This window comes from uncultured Cohaesibacter sp. (assembly GCF_963556055.3).
Classification (GTDB): domain Bacteria; phylum Pseudomonadota; class Alphaproteobacteria; order Rhizobiales; family Cohaesibacteraceae; genus Cohaesibacter.
The window spans coordinates 323444-338940 of record NZ_CAUVYE020000013.1 but is presented as its reverse complement, the minus strand read 5'-3'; the positions used below and the strand labels follow the sequence as shown (position 1 = coordinate 338940).

Annotated in this window: 21 protein-coding genes; all 21 read right to left on the bottom strand. The window is 54.6% G+C overall.

The window, feature by feature from the left end:
- Positions 1–60 precede the first annotated feature (60 nt).
- The 21 genes from ACHZB8_RS10270 to ACHZB8_RS10170 all read right to left on the bottom strand — a co-directional run bounded on the left by ACHZB8_RS10270 (position 61) and on the right by ACHZB8_RS10170 (position 15407).
- Positions 61–555 (bottom strand): ferritin family protein, encoded by a 495-nt coding sequence (locus ACHZB8_RS10270; RefSeq protein ID WP_316860168.1) that lies wholly within the window; start codon positions 553–555, stop codon positions 61–63.
- The gene (locus ACHZB8_RS10265) at positions 552–2360 is read right to left on the bottom strand and encodes an FAD-dependent oxidoreductase (protein WP_316860167.1); all 1809 of its coding nucleotides are present in this window, start codon (positions 2358–2360) and stop codon (positions 552–554) included. The genes ACHZB8_RS10270 and ACHZB8_RS10265 overlap by 4 nt, the downstream gene beginning before the upstream one ends.
- A gap of 4 nt (positions 2361–2364) precedes the next feature.
- Positions 2365–3543 (bottom strand): hypothetical protein, encoded by a 1179-nt coding sequence (locus ACHZB8_RS10260; RefSeq protein ID WP_316860166.1) that lies wholly within the window; start codon positions 3541–3543, stop codon positions 2365–2367.
- Complete coding sequence (locus ACHZB8_RS10255) at positions 3543–4088, bottom strand: NADH-quinone oxidoreductase subunit C (RefSeq protein ID WP_316860165.1); 546 nt, start codon at positions 4086–4088, stop codon at positions 3543–3545. The genes ACHZB8_RS10260 and ACHZB8_RS10255 overlap by 1 nt, the downstream gene beginning before the upstream one ends.
- 5 nt (positions 4089–4093) lie before the next feature.
- On the bottom strand, positions 4094–4789 hold the full coding sequence (locus tag ACHZB8_RS10250; protein ID WP_316860164.1) for an NADH-quinone oxidoreductase subunit NuoB: 696 nt from the start codon (positions 4787–4789) through the stop codon (positions 4094–4096).
- Positions 4790–5443, bottom strand: coding sequence for an NADH-quinone oxidoreductase subunit H (locus ACHZB8_RS10245; protein WP_316860163.1), 654 nt, complete (start codon positions 5441–5443; stop codon positions 4790–4792).
- Entirely contained in the window at positions 5328–6458 is a 1131-nt protein-coding gene (locus tag ACHZB8_RS10240; protein ID WP_316860162.1) for a hypothetical protein, read from the bottom strand. Before ACHZB8_RS10240 ends, ACHZB8_RS10245 begins: the two co-directional genes overlap by 116 nt.
- On the bottom strand, positions 6364–7011 hold the full coding sequence (locus ACHZB8_RS10235) for a proton-conducting transporter membrane subunit (protein WP_316860161.1): 648 nt from the start codon (positions 7009–7011) through the stop codon (positions 6364–6366). The genes ACHZB8_RS10240 and ACHZB8_RS10235 overlap by 95 nt, the downstream gene beginning before the upstream one ends.
- Before the next feature lie 539 nt (positions 7012–7550).
- Positions 7551–7982 carry a proton-conducting transporter membrane subunit gene (locus ACHZB8_RS10230; RefSeq protein ID WP_394706184.1) on the bottom strand — a complete coding sequence of 144 codons (432 nt, stop codon included), beginning with the start codon at positions 7980–7982 and terminating at the stop codon, positions 7551–7553.
- Positions 7913–8824: a proton-conducting transporter membrane subunit gene (locus ACHZB8_RS10225; protein ID WP_316860160.1), complete on the bottom strand. Its 912-nt coding sequence runs from the start codon at positions 8822–8824 to the stop codon at positions 7913–7915. Before ACHZB8_RS10225 ends, ACHZB8_RS10230 begins: the two co-directional genes overlap by 70 nt.
- Positions 8818–9087: an NADH-quinone oxidoreductase subunit K gene (locus ACHZB8_RS10220; RefSeq protein WP_316860159.1), complete on the bottom strand. Its 270-nt coding sequence runs from the start codon at positions 9085–9087 to the stop codon at positions 8818–8820. Before ACHZB8_RS10220 ends, ACHZB8_RS10225 begins: the two co-directional genes overlap by 7 nt.
- 81 nt (positions 9088–9168) lie before the next feature.
- Positions 9169–9621 (bottom strand): MnhB domain-containing protein, encoded by a 453-nt coding sequence (locus ACHZB8_RS10215; protein ID WP_316860158.1) that lies wholly within the window; start codon positions 9619–9621, stop codon positions 9169–9171.
- Positions 9590–9868, bottom strand: coding sequence for a hypothetical protein (locus tag ACHZB8_RS10210; RefSeq protein ID WP_316860157.1), 279 nt, complete (start codon positions 9866–9868; stop codon positions 9590–9592). The genes ACHZB8_RS10215 and ACHZB8_RS10210 overlap by 32 nt, the downstream gene beginning before the upstream one ends.
- The gene (locus tag ACHZB8_RS10205) at positions 9865–10119 is read right to left on the bottom strand and encodes a DUF4040 domain-containing protein (protein ID WP_316860156.1); all 255 of its coding nucleotides are present in this window, start codon (positions 10117–10119) and stop codon (positions 9865–9867) included. Before ACHZB8_RS10205 ends, ACHZB8_RS10210 begins: the two co-directional genes overlap by 4 nt.
- Positions 10116–10472, bottom strand: coding sequence for a monovalent cation/H(+) antiporter subunit G (mnhG, locus tag ACHZB8_RS10200; protein ID WP_316860155.1), 357 nt, complete (start codon positions 10470–10472; stop codon positions 10116–10118). The genes ACHZB8_RS10205 and mnhG overlap by 4 nt, the downstream gene beginning before the upstream one ends.
- The gene (locus tag ACHZB8_RS10195) at positions 10469–10732 is read right to left on the bottom strand and encodes a monovalent cation/H+ antiporter complex subunit F (RefSeq protein ID WP_316860154.1); all 264 of its coding nucleotides are present in this window, start codon (positions 10730–10732) and stop codon (positions 10469–10471) included. Before ACHZB8_RS10195 ends, mnhG begins: the two co-directional genes overlap by 4 nt.
- Positions 10725–11237 carry a Na+/H+ antiporter subunit E gene (locus tag ACHZB8_RS10190; protein ID WP_316860153.1) on the bottom strand — a complete coding sequence of 171 codons (513 nt, stop codon included), beginning with the start codon at positions 11235–11237 and terminating at the stop codon, positions 10725–10727. The genes ACHZB8_RS10195 and ACHZB8_RS10190 overlap by 8 nt, the downstream gene beginning before the upstream one ends.
- Before the next feature lie 688 nt (positions 11238–11925).
- Complete coding sequence (locus tag ACHZB8_RS10185) at positions 11926–12804, bottom strand: sugar phosphate isomerase/epimerase (RefSeq protein ID WP_316860152.1); 879 nt, start codon at positions 12802–12804, stop codon at positions 11926–11928.
- Positions 12797–13585 carry a hypothetical protein gene (locus ACHZB8_RS10180; RefSeq protein WP_316860151.1) on the bottom strand — a complete coding sequence of 263 codons (789 nt, stop codon included), beginning with the start codon at positions 13583–13585 and terminating at the stop codon, positions 12797–12799. Before ACHZB8_RS10180 ends, ACHZB8_RS10185 begins: the two co-directional genes overlap by 8 nt.
- Complete coding sequence (locus ACHZB8_RS10175; RefSeq protein WP_316860150.1) at positions 13548–14342, bottom strand: hypothetical protein; 795 nt, start codon at positions 14340–14342, stop codon at positions 13548–13550. The genes ACHZB8_RS10180 and ACHZB8_RS10175 overlap by 38 nt, the downstream gene beginning before the upstream one ends.
- Positions 14343–14378: 36 nt before the next feature.
- Positions 14379–15407 (bottom strand): LacI family DNA-binding transcriptional regulator, encoded by a 1029-nt coding sequence (locus ACHZB8_RS10170; protein WP_316860149.1) that lies wholly within the window; start codon positions 15405–15407, stop codon positions 14379–14381.
- Between the last annotated feature and the right edge of the window lie 90 nt (positions 15408–15497).

The window sequence follows — 15497 nt, the reverse complement described above, 5'->3', positions numbered from 1 at the left end:
CAGGCAAGATCAAGCTATGACCGCCGGGGACCTGTCCGCTGTGTCATTCCGACAGAACGATTATTCGTCCGTCGAATGAACCAGCTCGTCATAAACCTTCTCTAGCTCTTCCTTGTGCTCGGTCTCTTCGTTGGCAAGGAATGTGAAGGTCGTTTTAAGCGGTCCTTCCGGAGCGGTTGCCGCCAGTTCGGTATATTGCTCCATGGCAGCCGTTTCCCGGAACAGGGCATATTGCAAGACCGCCTGATCATCCGGGTTCAAACCCAGATCTGGTGTTTGCACACATTCGGAGAATTTGGTGTTTGCCGTCGGGCAGGCGATCTTTTCTTCCATCGCCCCGATCACATTGGGATCGTTCGCCAGTGTGGAGAAGAGATCAACGTGACCCTGTTCTTCTTCTGCCAATTCCTCAACGAGCCAGCGGAAATTTTTCGATACATTGGGAATGAGTGCGGTGTAGAAGTCTCTGGCAGCAATTTCAAACTTGGTCGCTGTGTCGAGAATTTCCTTGACGGTTGTCATGCCATGCAGGGCTTCCTTGTCAGCTTCGCTCATTGCGTTCCTCCTTTTTCACCGAGATAGTGGTTGATGCTCTGTGCAATGCGGTGGCCGTCGGCGACGGCATTGACCACATCAGGACCCTTGATCGCATCACCACCTGCCCAGAGCCACGGCAGTGCAGTGCGGCCCATGCTGTCAGTTTGAAGATAGCCGCGGTTCCATTCGAGGGCTTCTGTCAGGGTCTCTCCAAGCAAGGACACATCAGCCTGCTGGCCCGTGGCCTCGACGATCATGTCGGCCGGGATTTTGACATCGTCCTGCTCGTATCCGGGGGCAAAGCGTCCCTTTTCATCCCATCCGGGCACGACTTTCCATGTTCTGAGGCAACTGACGCAGCCTTTCTTGTCGCCTTCCTCGTGTAGCATCATTTCCTGTGGTGCGCGTAGCTCGATGATCTCGATGCCTTCTTCAAGCGATTCCTCGATTTCTTCCTTGTCGGCGCGGAACATGGAAATATCCTTGCGGGCGCAAATGGTGGTGCCCACTTTGCCATATTTCTTTTTCTGCAAGCGGCCCATTGTTCGCGCGATATCCATGGCGACGTTGCCCGCACCGATCACGACGACTTTTTCCGGGACAGGAATATCCTCGCCATTGGTAAAGCGGCGCAAAAGTTCGATGGCATTTTCCGCTCCAGGGGCCTCGCAACCCGGAATGCGGGTCGAACGGGAAATATGTAGACCCACCGACATGACCACAGCGTCATGTTGGCTGTGCAGATCATCCATTGAGATGTCTGTGCCAATGCGCGTATTGGTGCGGATCTCGACGCCCATTTGCTGAATGACCGAGATATCCCGGTCGAGGGCATCATAAGGCAGGCGATATTCAGGGATGCCATAGCGCATCATGCCACCGGGAGCGTCCAAGGCTTCAAAAACCACCACCTTGTGACCGGATCGGGCAAGATCATAGGCTGCTGTCAAGCCACCGGGACCGGCACCGATGACGGCGATGGATTTTCCCGTTACAGGTAGGTCCGGTTTTTTGATGAGCTCAAGCCGGCGCTCCATTGGCACCTCGTCAATGATGTGGCGCTTGAGCCAGCGAATGGCGATGGCATCTCCACCATGAGCAGCGGCACATATGTCTTCGCATTTGTGCGTGCAGACGCGGCCGCAGACCTCCGAGAAGGGGTTGGTTTCATAAAGCAGTTGAAGACCCTGATCATAGTCACCCTCGCGCACCGCCGCTATATAGTCCGGGATGGACATGTGAACCGGGCATGTCGAGACGCAAAGACCGCATTCGACACAGCGGTCGGCCTCGAGCACCGCTTCCTCGCGGGAATAGCCAAAGACCATTTCTTCAAAATTGTCGCCGCGTTCCTCCACCGACATCATGCGCATATCAACGCGTTCGGTGGCAGCCAGTCGGCGCTCGTTATTTTCGCGTTTGTAGCCCTTTTCCTTGTCATCCCAGGATTTGGCATCAATGCCGGGAATGAAGCGGAAAGCGTCAGCATCGCTTTCAACCCAGGTATATTCATTGGACATGGTCAGTGAGCCGGTCATGCAGACATCGACGCACAGCGCACACCAGCAACAGCGGCCATAGTCGATCACGGGACGCAGGCCTGAATCGCCTTTTTTGGGGTCGGTAACCGGTACCATATCGATGGCAGCATTCTGGCAGATGACTTCACAGGAACCGCAGCCGATGCAGGTGTCCTGATCATTCTGGTGGAAGCCACGGTAAATATCAGAGGCTTCCCTGCCAATCGGATCCTTGATGGTTACCGGCGGCTCGAACACATGTTTCCATGCGGTATAGGGAGAAAAAACGTCACGAAGAGACATGGGATTACCTCTCGATTTCCGGCGGATAGGTGTGTAGCGAGACGAGCAGTCCAGCGACATCGGAGATGTTGGTGCCCGGAATCAGATGCTCCAGCAGGGCCATGGCATGGGTATAGGAAGGGCCACGCACATTGATCCGGCGCGGATAACCCGAACCATCCGTGACCAGATAATAGCCAAATTCACCACGTGAACTTTCGCCCTTGATGTAGGTTTCTCCGCGCGGGATCTTCCAATGCATCACGTTGGGCAGTTTGGCCATGACGGGGCCGTCTTTGGGCATCTTCTGAAGAATCTGACGGATGAGGCCAATTGTTTCTCTCAAGTCGCGGTAGCGAACGTCGGCACGGGCGTAAATGTCGCTGTCCGTTGCGGTCGGAATGTCAAAGTCCAGTTGGTCATAGACGAGGTAAGGCGAATCTTTGCGCACGTCCTTGGCAACGCCGCCCGCTCGTGCATTGGGTCCGGTGACGCCATAGGCTTCGAACAGGGCGGGGTCGATATAGCCCGTCCCCTTCGTGCGACGTTTGAAAACGGCATTGCGGAACATCACCTTCTCGACATCATCGAGATAGCGCTCGGCGGTTTTGAGGACGCCTTCCATGCGATCTTCAAAACCTTCGGGCAGATGACCACGAACGCCGCCGGGCATGATGAACATGTGATAGACGCGTGCTCCGGTCAGCTCTTCGAAGCGGTCCAGCATCAGGTCGCGGACATAGGTCATCCACTGACCCACGATGCCAAGGCCCATGGAGCCCGATTGCCCGCCCATATACATCATGTAGGAGTTGAACCGCCCCATCTCGAGGATAAGGGTTCTGATCCAGTTTGCCATCTCTGGCACTTCAATGCCGGAGAGCTCTTCGACAGCGGCGGCATAGCAATATTCATTGAAGTCGGGTTCGGGCACGCAAACCCGGCAGACGATTGGGAAAACCTGAATGAAGGAGCGTCGCTCCATCAGTTTTTCGAAGCCGCGATGCAGATAGCCCACATGGGTTTTGCCTTCGACAACCTCGTCGCCGCAGACGGTCAACTCCACCGACATGTTGCCGGTGATGCCGGGGTGGTTCGGACCCTGCCAGAGCTTGAGATATTTGCCTGATTCCAGGTCTATTTCGAGCTTGCCGTCTGGTCCGGTGGCGGGATATTGGGAACGGTCTGTCTGATAGCTGAGCATTATTCGGTCCCTCCCGGCTCGGTGTCTGGATAGAGATGCTTTTTCATATGCTCGCGCGGGTCGTGGGTCTGACGGCCCGGGCGATCCCTATAGGTCTGCTGGGAATAGGCAAGGCTATCGAAATCGCGCCGGTAAGGGGGCAGATCGGTCCAGCCTTCAAGGATGAATTCCTCATCGACGCGGGGCGAGCTGGGGAAATCGATGCCGAACATTTCCTTCAATTCCCGCTGATAGGTTTCTGCCGTGGGCCAGAGATCATGGATCGTGTCTCCAACCGGGTTTCTGCGATCAAGCATGACCCGAACGGCCAATGTCTGATTGGCGCTGCGGTTGGTCATCATGTAGGTGAGCTGGAACAAATCCTCTTCCATCCAGTCAACCGCGGTGAGCAGGGTCAGATGGGTGAAGGCTTCCACATCGCGCAGCTCGATGAGAAGCGAACGCAGTTTATCCTTGCGGATGGTTGCCAATGTGAGGTCAGGCCGCTGATAGACGAGATCGGTCAGCTCATAACGGGTCTGGAGGCGGGTGATCAGTTTTTTCATATTGCTCACCATGAGTAATCCGGCATGTCCCAGTCCTTGATGACGGCCTTCTGGTTGGCCTTGTACTGGGCAAAATTCTCGGCGTAGATATTGGCACCTTCCCCTTTTCCGGCCTTGATGATCTGTTTCAGCGTATCAAATCCGGAGAGAAGGGCTTCAGGACGCGGCATGCAGCCGGTGATGTAGACATCAACGGGCAGATAGTCATCAAGACGTTTGATGGTGTTGTAGCTGTCCCAATACATGCCACCATTGATGGTGCAGGAACCAAGGCCCATGACATATTTGGGGCTTTGCATCTGCTCGTAGGAGCGGATCACTCGCTTTAAAGTCTTGACCGAGAGATAGCCGGACACGATCAGCAGATTTGCCTGCCTCGGGGTTGGGCGCCACTGGATACCATAGCGGTAGGCGTCAAAGCGCGGGGTCATCAGAGGGCGCATTTCAATTGCCCCGCACCCCGTGCCGAAACCGAGAACCCAAAGGCTTTCGGCCCGAGCCCAATTGTAGAAGGCCTCGACGATTTTTGAGTAGGATTTGCGGTGGACCTTTGGGGCCGCGTCGCAGAAATAGTCATTGAGCGGGTCAATCTCGATGGTCTGGCCATCGGGCGTTTCTACCGTGCGCGGGCGCATTTCCTCACGCAAGGGGAATTCCTTGTCGGCGTTTTTGACAAAGTTGGGATCGACATGTTTCATCATTTACACCATCAGGATTGCGAGGATGCCGACCGGCAGTCCCCATTTGAGGAAAAAGCGAATGGATTGTTCAACGCGGAAGCGTGGATGTACCACTCCGATGATGGTCGGGATCATGTAGAGGGCGAAGATCTTGATCCCGAATTCGAACCAGTTGGACGCTCCGCCGAAGAAGAGGTTCATATAGATGACCGCTTTGGCGACCGGGAAGACGGCCCGGTTGGTCAGCATCAGCGACAGATAGGCCGAGTGATATTCGGTTGGCGGTCCAATGGGGATTTCCTGCGGTGCCAGCACCACATCAAACGGGGATCGCATCATAGTGCCGACATAGGCGAACATGGCCGCAAATGTTGCGATGGGGTTGGTAAAGAGGGTCCAGTTCAGGATCGAGCCTTGCTGGGCGGTGACAATCGTCGTGATGTCCAGGCTGTTATATTGCAAGGTGATGGCATAGACCGCGAGCGCCAGGGGCAATTCGGCCATGGTGACCTGCGAGAGGCCTCTCGAGACGCCAATGGCAGAGTGAGGATGACCTGACTCACCAGCCCCGAGTGCCATCCCCAGCGTTCCGAAGAAAACGAAATAGAGAGCGAGGATCAGATCTCCGGAATAGGAAAAATTCTGAAACCATTCGGAACCATAAATGGTTGGCACAAAGAGCAGCAGCCCCGATGCCGCCGGTTAGTCGGAAAACCGGGCCGAGATAGAACATCACACCATGATTGATCTTGGAGCGCAGCGCGAAATTCTTGAACAGATCGATATAATTCTGCCAGATCGGAATGCCATGTCTACCGCCTGCGCGGGCGGCGATCTTGCGCACCAGCGCAGTCATGATCATGCCGTAGTTGATCACGATGAACAGGGTCAAAAGCGCATAGGTGATCTGGATCCATTGAAAGCTCATGACGCACCTCCCATGGCGATAAGATAGACAGCAACGACGAAGAACAGGACCCTGCACGGCGTAGGTCTGGCCATTGCCTGTGTAAGCCTTGCGAGCAAAGTCAGCGGTACCGGAAAGAGCATCGGTGATGCCTGTCCAGAAGCTTGTTGCGAGGGGGGCTTCGATCATGCCCATCGCCTTGCGATAAGGGGCAAAGAAGTTCCAGGCAAAGTGGGTCGTGTTGGGTTTGAATGGCCGTTCGCCCGAGAAGACGATGTTGAATTGCTTTACCTTCTGGGCATTGTGATTGAGACCGAGAAGAATGAGGAATACGGTTACGAAAATCGCTATGATGACCAGAATGATGACGACCGGATTCCAGTTGCCATAGGCTGAGATGATTTCCCGCCCATGCCAGACCAGTGGCTGGTCGCCGAAGATCGTGCCGATATAGCCATCCACTTTCTGCAAGGCCATGCCGGGAAGAATGGCAAAGCCGACTAGGAAGGCAACGAAGAGCATCTGCGGTAACAGGATCCAGAAGGGGGCTTCCTTGAGTTCTTTATGCTCATCCTTGCGCTGGCCAAGGAAAATGGTGTGAATGAGCCGGAAGAGATAGAGAAAACTCACCGGGCCGGCCATGAAGACAAGGATCAGGGGAAGTTTCAGATCCTGATCAAGAATGGCATTATAGAAGAGCCAACGTCCGCCAAAGCCGGACAGGGGCGGTACGCCGGACATGGCGATGATGCCCACCAGAACCGAGATGAAGGAGAAGGGCATGAGCGTGATCAGGCCAACCCATTCTATACATCAGCTTGGTGTGGGTGCGTTTATAGACACCACCAACAGCCAGGAAGAGCATCGATTTGTAGAAATAATGGTTGATGACGAACATCAGGGCCAGAAGCCAACCGAGATGGTTCATCAAGCCAAGGCCGAACAGGGCATAGCCCATCTGGCTGATAGACGAGTAGGCCAACAGCCTTTTTGCATCTTCCTGAAAGGCTGACAGCACGGCTCCCACAAAGGCTGACAAGGCTCCGATCCAGACAAGTACGGTTGGCAAGTCGAAACCGTAGAGTGTTTGGCGGCCCAGCTGGTTGAGCATCATCCAGAGACCGAACAGTCCAGCCTTGAGAAGAATGCCGGACACCATGGGTGAAACATCCGTCTCAGCTTCGGCATGAGCGCCGGGCAACCAGATATGGAAGCCCATCGAGGCGGTCTTGGTCATGAAGCCGATGGCGAGAAGAACGAACACCCATGGTGCAAGCTCGGCGGAGAGCGTCGACAGGCCTTCGATGGTGAAAGGCTGAACTCCGCCGGATGCCAACGCGAAGCCAAACAGGATGGTAAAGGCTCCGCCAAGAGAGAAGAGGATATAACTGAGCGCATGGGGCTCTGATAATTTTCCCCCTGAGAATAAGGAAATAGGATCCGATGGTCAGGATCTCCCAGGCGGCAAAGAAGTCAAAGCTCGTTGGTGCTTCGACCAACAGGGCCAACCCCGCATACATCAGCATGGCCGATGGATAGAAGCCCATGCGGCGACCTGTTTCGTTGAAAGAGGCCAGAAGAATGACCGCTCCACCGACCAACATGACGCCAGCAAAAATCATCTGGATCGGGTCATAGCTGGAAGAACGCAAGGCAAACCAGGCGATGAGACCAGCAATTGCGATGATGTTCTTGGTGCGTGCGGCAAGATAATCGAGCGGAATGAAAACAAGCGCAAAGAGTACCGGGATAAGGGTGAGCAGGTTGGTGTGACCACTCAGCCATCCCCACATATATCCCAGAACCCAGCCCAGAATGAGCGCTGCAAGGATCGCATATGACGTTGGCTTGATCATGGAGAATACATGCTCTGTGTCACGCTTGAGGCCATAACCGAACCAGCGGAACATGTAGCCTGCTTCGATCAGCGTCCCGATGAGGATCAGGGCCAGAAGCGGCAAGCGGTTCGCTGCAACAAGAGCATGAGCCAGATCCCACTTCGCATAGAAAGACGGGAAGGGGGGGAAGCCCGACCAGCATGGCAATGAAGGTGGCAAAAGCCAGCAGTGCGATGGGACTTGAGCGCAGAGACGCCCAGTCAACCAGCCGTCTGCCTTGTACCAGTTGTGATAGCCAGAAGAGGCCAGCCTTGGCCGTTGCATGGGTGAGGATCAATCCGCCTGCAACAAGCTGATAATTTTCTCCCAAAATATCGCGCTGCCCGATGACTGCGAGAATCAAGCCAATCTGTCCAACAGAGGAATAGCCCAGAAGGCGTCTGTCACCTTGTTGGGAGAGGGCAACGATGTTGGCGGCAAGGAAGGTGATGATCCCGACGCAGGTTGCCAGAACAAGCCATTGTGGCCCCGGCTGCGATAAACAGCTTGTCGGCTGCAAATAACACCGCCGTGCTGGAAGCTGCCGAGAAAAGGGCGGCAAAGCCAGGGTGCGCTGCCTCGTAGATGTCCAGCGCCCAGCCATTGGCAGGATAAGGTTTGAGCTCCAATATCAGCGCAGCCAGCACAAGGAAGGTCGCAAGGGCTGGGCCAGCAAATCCCAATGGCGTTGCGGCGATGTCGTCGATATTGAGAGAAACCGTTAGCGTGATAGACAAAGATGATGCCTATGAGCAGCAGGATTGAAATGATCTGCGAGACGACCAGATATTTGAAACCGGCTGCGATTGTGCGGTTGTCATCGGATAGCAGAATGAGACCGGCAGAGGCGATCACAATGAGTTCGATGAAAACGAACAGGTTGAAGATATCCCGTGTCATCACCAGACCGGACAGGGCCATGATGAGGACCAGATAGACAGCCATGGCACGATGACCATGCTCGAGCAGCACATCGCGCATGACGATGGCAGAGAGCAATCCTGCTACCGTGATCAGAGACAGAATGACTGCTTCATTCAGCCCAAGATGCAGATTGATGGCAAAGGGCGGCTTGGTGCCTGCTGTCAGAATGTCAAACGGCTCGGCAGATCCTGTTGCGAACAGATAGGTCCAGCCCAGTGCGATCAATGCCATCACGGCGATGAAGGCAAGGGTGAGCGAGTAGGCCGTTTGAACCCGATTTTCTTTCACAAGACCAAGGGCAAACGCGCCTCCAAGGCCTGCTACGATTATGTAAAGCGCGATTACCATTTGAGATCCCTGAAGTGAGAAATATCGAGCGTGTTGCGCAATTGGAAAAGCCTGTAGGCATAGGCCAGCATCAAGGCTGTGATGCCGAGGCCAATGACGATTGCCGTGAGCACGAGGGCTTGCGGTACGGGATCTATGATCCTTGCTGCGGCCTCAGCGGGAGCAATCGTGTCAAGAATGGGGGCGGTCCTGCCGGTCATTGCTCCCACCGAGACGAGCACTATGTTGACGCCCGTATCAGCAATCGCGAAGGAAATGATCATGCGGAAAATGTCGCGATTGGTGAGCGCTCCATAGAGGGCCCATCAGGATGAGAATGAAACCGGTTGCCATGGCGAGCTGGGTCATGACACGTCCTCCGTTTCCTTGAAGCTTTCGAGCATGGAGGAGAATTCAGCTCCCACTTTCAGCCCGATCAGCGTGTAGATCAGCGGGATGGCTCCGGCAGACAGCAGATCTCCCATTTGACCCAAGGGAAGAATGCGGTTGTCCAGGAAACCTCCGGCAAGCAGGGCACCAGCCACCCCAATCGCCACATAAAGAAGGCCGGAGCTGCTTTCTATGCGGGACAACAGGCTGTGGCTAAGACGTTTGCCCGGATCGGCGAGTAACAACAGAATAACGCCAGAGGCGAGAATGGCACCGCCCTGAAAACCACCGCCGGGGGTCAGGTGACCATTGATGAAGACATAGGCCCCGAATAGCAGGATCAGTGGGATCAGCAGCCGGGCTCCAGTCGTTAGCAGCTCACCTGTTGGCTGTTCCTTATTCTCCCTGCTGGCGTGCGAGCGTCTCAAAACAAGGCTGACGATAGCCGCTGTCAGAAATAGAACGGTGACCTCTCCTAAGGTGTCCAGAACCGCGATAGGTGACGATGATCGCCGTGACGATATTCTGTGCACCGGTATCGGAAACCGTATTGTCCGCATAATATTGGGCGGTGCGGTTCAGGGTGTCGGCAGGCTGGAAATCGGAGAACAGGGTTACAAAGGCTGTTCCAAGCAAGGCCAGCAGCAGGATGACGATAACATGGCGTGCATTCATGACTGGTCCTCCTTGCGAATTCGGCCCAACACGAAGAAAAAGAGGAAAGTCGTGAGGCCCGAGCCAATCGCGGCTTCTGTCATGGCGACGTCCGGCGCGGAGAGGAGCAGGAAGAGGACGGATGCCAACAACCCGATCAGACCGGCTGCGAGAATGGCGGTCGAACGACGGTTTGTCATGATGGCCATAGCGGCGCTTGCGATCATTGCGAGCGAGAGAATAATCCCCATGGGGAGAAGCAGGATTGTCATGCCTTTTCTCCTTCTTCCGAGGTTAACGAGGCAGCCAGATGATCAGCCAAATGGTCGCTGTACGCTTCGGGCTTGAGTTTGGCCCGATGTGCCGCACGCGCAAGAAAGTGGCTGGATAGCGGGTTTGTGAACATGATGAAGACGACGATCAGCAGGAGCTTGATGAACCAGCCGGGCATGACGATTGCTGCCCCGAGAAGGGTAAGCAAAGTGCCTAGCGTGGTGGCCTTCGTTCCGGCCTGAATGCGGGTATAGCTATCGGGCATGCGAAAGAGACCGAGGCCTCCAAGCAGAAGGAAAAGCGTTCCGAGGAAAATGATCAGGCCGCCGATAAGGGGAAGAAGATCGGTCATTTCTCACCCCCTTCGAGATAGCGGGCCGCAACGATGACACCGAGGAAGGATAGCAGGGCATAAACCAACGCCACGTCGAGATAGATTTCCCGGCCGGTGGCGAGCGCCGCAAGAACGATAGCCGTGACAGCGATAATCGTCAGGACATCAAAGGCAACAACCTGATCGACCAGATGGGGCCCAACGACAAAGCGGTAGAAGGCAAGAAGCAGCGCAATCGCTGTGGCTGTGCCTGCCAGAATGGCGAGTACCTCAACCATACATGACCTCCAGATATTTTTCGAAATCGCTTGCGATTTCTCGGCTGGCGCTTTCCAGATCTGTTGTCTCAGCCACCACCCAGTGGATGTAGAGCCATTGGCCGTCCATCTCGACAGTAAGGGTGCCCGGGGTCAGAGTAATGGAATTGGCCAGAATGAGGCGCGCGACCGGGTTGGTCAGTCTGGTCTGAATGCGCACGATGGCAGGCTTGACCGGCAGTTTTGGCGACAACACCAAGGCGGCCATTTGCAGATTGGCTTTGACCAGTGCTTTGAGGAAAACCAGAAAAAAGATGATCGTTGCCAGTATTGATGCTGGGCAAAAGCGATAGCCTGACAACAGGGACATCTTTGAAGGTTTGCGGGGATCTCTTAGCAAGATGGTGAGCAGCCCGGCAACGACCACGCCAACAATGATTGGCTGGGGTGCGATGGAGCCATTCAAAAGCAGCCAAACGACAAGGAGTGTGATGAAAAGTTTGATCTCTGAGTAGGTTTTACTCATGCAAACGCCCCTCTCTTTTCGAGCCCTTGCGGTCAAATCCCCTCCCGGAACTCAAGCAAAGGCACAGTTATCCCGTTCCCGGAAATCTCGATTTCCGGGTCAACTTCCGTCAGCAAGTCCAGATCAGGACGGTCCGTTCCGATGGAAAGTTTTGGATCTTTGTCTTAATGCTTTTGTATATTCGTAAGTATGAAAATATAAATTGATATATGGCAATTCCGGTTTTTCTATCCACCGATGAATTATACGCAGATTGCGAAAATCGTGAACTGAAGAGGCTGGATTTGCAGGTCGCGCAACTGCTCATATATGCTTCGGATTCGAAGGAAAATCGGCAAGAAATCTGATCGCATTTCGTTTTGAGATGCCTGATCCTTTTCGGGAAATCCACGACAACTCATTATTTTGGTTGGTCAATTTGTCTGGTCAGGGAATAGCGGGGATCAATGTGTCTGGGTGCGACGGGCGGGTCGTTTGGCGAGGGGGAACTTCGAAATTCTGGTTCGGATGACACAATTTTCCCAAACTCCAAATCTGGACAGTTTGTCGCATGTGGATCCGTCGCCCTGTTCTGATGACCGGGCCGATTTGGTTCGGAAATGGGTGTCGAGGAGCGGGCTTGCTGCCTAACAACGAATCCACCGCCCTGATGCAAGGCGGTGGATGAGTTGATGCCAATGGGTTTTGGTCAGTGGACCCGACGACTGGCAGTTGCCATCTGATCCTTAATGAATGTCATGGCGTGGCTGGCCATGTCGATGCTATCGGACCATGTGTCGCGCCAGATTGCTAGCTTTGCTGAGTGAACGGGATCGGTGATTGCCGAAGAGAAGACTTCCAAAGCGATCGGGCCTTGATAGTCGATATCTGCGAGCGCCCGGAACAAAGCCTTGAAGTCGATGGTCCCTGTGCCCAGATAACCGCGATAATTGTCCGCGACGTGGAAATAGCCAAGACGATTGCCTGCTTTCAGGATCGCTCCGGCCGGGTCCGGCTCTTCTATATTCATATGGAATGTATCCAGATGGACGCGGCAATTGTCAGAGCCGATTGCGTCGATCATGGAAAGGGCCTCTGAACAGGTGTTGCTGAAGTTGCTTTCATAGCGATTGAGGCATTCAAAATTGATGGATATGTCCATGCTCTTTGCACGTTCGGCGACCCGTTGCAGAACGTCTATCGCATTTCTTCTGCCCAGATCCGTGCGCATGGTCTGATGTTTGGCAAGAACGGTGTGCGATGGCCCGGTTATATGATGGGAGCCCAAGTCACGGGCGACGGAAAGGGCGTCATACATCAGGGCTTCACCCTTGGCGACGAGGGCTTTGTCTTCGCTGCCGATATCCGTTTCCGGGGTATGCAGGAAAGGCGTGCAGCAAAACATGCCATTGTCTTGCAGGGCTTTGGCAATGCCGTCGACATTGAGGCTATGGGGATCTCTGACCGGCAGTTCCAGGAAATCATAACCACAGATACAGGCTTTTTCTGCGGCTTTGCTGATATCCTCGGGGGCGAGACTTGCCGTCCAGACCTGAATGTGGGTGCCAAGTGGATTGCGCTTAGTCATTGGTCCCCCCTTTTGATTGCTGGCCGAAAATACGGATCTTGAAGCCGAGTTCCTGACTGAGTGCGACCATCTCCTCGAACACATCACCATAGCAAAGGGCAATATGGTTGCTCATGTAATGTGCCATCATGGTATCGCGTTCGACGCCGAGATAGGTCGGCAGGAATGGCCATTGAGGGGTGGCCCCATTCCACCATTCATTGCGCTTTTCTTCCGGCAGATCGACGATCTCGCCGCGTCCGATATCCATCCAGAGTTCGTTGTCGCGCAAGAAGGTGCGGGCCCATGTGATGTCGCCGGGAAGTCCGAGGCCAGCAAATGTGCCGCCACCAAGCTTGAATTTGCGCCTGACCTGACGATAGGAATGGACGCCTTCCAGGCTGTCCGGATTCTGGTTGAAGGCATAAGCGCCACTGTTTCCCGAATTGCAGAGCATCCAGATGGTGCGACCTTCATGGTCTCCGGCCCAGCGGGTATCATGCATGAAGACCGAAGGATTGAGACCTTTCTGCTTCAGCAGGCGCTTGAGCAATTCGGCGGGGATCACATTGCCCTGATCCGCTTCAGTAGCGCAGACGATCGTGTCGCCATTTCCTTCAGGCCGACATTGGGAGTTGAACAGCCCTTCGGCCAGATCGGAAGCGGGGCGCAGGCCCAATAGACCAATCTGGAATTGCCAGCCCATGCAATCGGCCTTGAACTCGTCGATCATGTCGAGAACGGCGAGATAATCTCTCAACTGTTCACGGGTTTGCTCTCTGGTGGAAATCGGAACAATCAAGGTCTTCCTCTCCCCAGTGAAATGTAATTCCCTTGTCGAGCAGGAATTGCAGAGCCGCGTCGATCCGCTCTTCCTTGATTTCCCGGCCCCATTCGATCACCCAGGCCTGATCGATCTTGTGTTCGGTAAATCCGTATTTAGTCAGGATGCGCGTGCCGAAATAGCCATTGATCATGCCTTGAGACGTGTCGCCAAGCATCATCATCATGATGCGGCGCTTGCGAATGTCGGCAGCAACCTTTCTGGCGTTGGCAAGAGCGTCAGGGCTGATCGCTGCGCTCGAACTCAAGTCATCGGATGAATAGCGAATGCGGCCTGTGGTCGTCCATTCTTCGAGCCGTTCCATGAAGGTTGCGTCTTCAGACCAATCGGGCGCATCGGTCCAGATGCGGCTATAGGGTCGGTTGATGGATTCAAAGCAGGCGCAAGTATTGAGCATGCCTACGAGGCCGGGCCACTGACGCTTGAAGTTGCTGGCCAGAAGTAGGGGGGTGTCCTTGCCTGCGACGCCATCGACAACGTGAGAGCCCCAGACCCAGTGGCAATGAATGCCAATCATGGGGTCGTCGATCGGACCGAGCTTTTCTATGCCCTTGTGGGGGCGGTCAATGAAGCCTTCTACGCGATAGGGCGACAGCCCCAGACAAGTGAGCGCCTTTTCCATCTGGCGCGTCGATTCCTCCACTTGTGGACGCGCCAGTTCATTGGGGGCGGACACATATTCTCCCGGCCAGTAAATTGCGACCTTCTTGCTCATTCTTTTTTCTCCCTTAGCCAGCGATTTGCTGGTTTTTCAGGACGGGTCTGCCTCTTTTCCAGCTATATAGGCAGCGCAGGAATCCTTCAGGATAAACTCTGTTTCCAAGACGAGGCGTCTAACAGAAAGTTCGGTTTTGGATTCGATGCGCTCCAGCACCAGACGGACAGCTTCCCGTCCCATATTTTCAGTCGGTTGGCGAATTCGGGTAATGCTGGGGTGCAAGGCATCAGCCCAGGCGTTACCGTCAAAAGTTATGAAGGAGACATCTTTGGGGTAGCTGAGGCCCAGACTGTTCAGGCCCTGTACCACTCCCATACCGGCATGTTCGTAGGTGGCGAACAAAGCAGTGGGACGATTGTCCGATCTCATCAGATCGTAAACAGCGGACTTGGCGCGATCGACATTGGAGCAATTCTGGCGAACAAGCCCTTCTGTCGACAGGCCAGCCTTGTCCATGGCAGCCTCGTAGCCAGCGATGCGCTGAAGCGATGTCGTGCTGAGCGGATAGGATGCCACGGCTCCAATGCGGCGGTGACCGAGATTGATCAGGAGCGAGACAGCCCGCTCGGCGGCCTGAAAATTGTCTACCACGACCGAGTCCACAGTGGTCTCGAGCGGGGCGCGGTCAACGACGACCAACGGTGCGCCAAGATCCATTTCGAGCTGTTCGACATTCACATCTTGCTCGGCTGCGGGAATAATGATGCCGCCAGCGACCTGCATGGATCGGGCGAGGTGGAGATATTTGCGTTGCAGCTTGCATTCTTCCTGGGCGTTGCAGAGGAAGACTGCATATCCTTTGGCATTGGCGAAGACTTCGATGGCCTGGGCAATTTCGGCATAGATGGGGTTGATGATGCCGGGGACAATGCAGACCAGGGTTTTTGTTCCGCCGGTTTTAAGGGAGCGCGCGACGATATTCGGCCTGTAGCCGACGTCTCGAATGGCATCCTGTACGCGCTTGGTGAGTTTTTCACTCACATTGACGCCGCCATTTATAACGGCTGAAACCGTTGCAATGGATACACCTGCCTTTTTTGCAACATCATGCATTGTTGCCATGGAATTCTCCTGTGATTTTTTGAGCATGCCAAGCATAGCATAATGCATGTTCCAAAAATCTAAACGTTTAGATTATTCATAAAGAAAGAC

Coding starts and splice junctions, on each gene's coding strand:
- ACHZB8_RS10270 (WP_316860168.1), bottom strand. CDS start 555: ATGAGCGAAGCTGACAAGGAAGCCCTGCATGGCATGACAACCGTCAAG.
- ACHZB8_RS10265 (WP_316860167.1), bottom strand. CDS start 2,360: ATGTCTCTTCGTGACGTTTTTTCTCCCTATACCGCATGGAAACATGTG.
- ACHZB8_RS10260 (WP_316860166.1), bottom strand. CDS start 3,543: ATGCTCAGCTATCAGACAGACCGTTCCCAATATCCCGCCACCGGACCA.
- ACHZB8_RS10255 (WP_316860165.1), bottom strand. CDS start 4,088: ATGAAAAAACTGATCACCCGCCTCCAGACCCGTTATGAGCTGACCGAT.
- ACHZB8_RS10250 (WP_316860164.1), bottom strand. CDS start 4,789: ATGATGAAACATGTCGATCCCAACTTTGTCAAAAACGCCGACAAGGAA.
- ACHZB8_RS10240 (WP_316860162.1), bottom strand. CDS start 6,458: ATGCCCTTCTCCTTCATCTCGGTTCTGGTGGGCATCATCGCCATGTCC.
- ACHZB8_RS10225 (WP_316860160.1), bottom strand. CDS start 8,824: ATGGTAATCGCGCTTTACATAATCGTAGCAGGCCTTGGAGGCGCGTTT.
- ACHZB8_RS10220 (WP_316860159.1), bottom strand. CDS start 9,087: ATGATCATTTCCTTCGCGATTGCTGATACGGGCGTCAACATAGTGCTC.
- ACHZB8_RS10210 (WP_316860157.1), bottom strand. CDS start 9,868: ATGAATGCACGCCATGTTATCGTCATCCTGCTGCTGGCCTTGCTTGGA.
- ACHZB8_RS10205 (WP_316860156.1), bottom strand. CDS start 10,119: ATGACAATCCTGCTTCTCCCCATGGGGATTATTCTCTCGCTCGCAATG.
- mnhG (WP_316860155.1), bottom strand. CDS start 10,472: ATGACCGATCTTCTTCCCCTTATCGGCGGCCTGATCATTTTCCTCGGA.
- ACHZB8_RS10195 (WP_316860154.1), bottom strand. CDS start 10,732: ATGGTTGAGGTACTCGCCATTCTGGCAGGCACAGCCACAGCGATTGCG.
- ACHZB8_RS10190 (WP_316860153.1), bottom strand. CDS start 11,237: ATGAGTAAAACCTACTCAGAGATCAAACTTTTCATCACACTCCTTGTC.
- ACHZB8_RS10185 (WP_316860152.1), bottom strand. CDS start 12,804: ATGACTAAGCGCAATCCACTTGGCACCCACATTCAGGTCTGGACGGCA.
- ACHZB8_RS10175 (WP_316860150.1), bottom strand. CDS start 14,342: ATGAGCAAGAAGGTCGCAATTTACTGGCCGGGAGAATATGTGTCCGCC.
- ACHZB8_RS10170 (WP_316860149.1), bottom strand. CDS start 15,407: ATGGCAACAATGCATGATGTTGCAAAAAAGGCAGGTGTATCCATTGCA.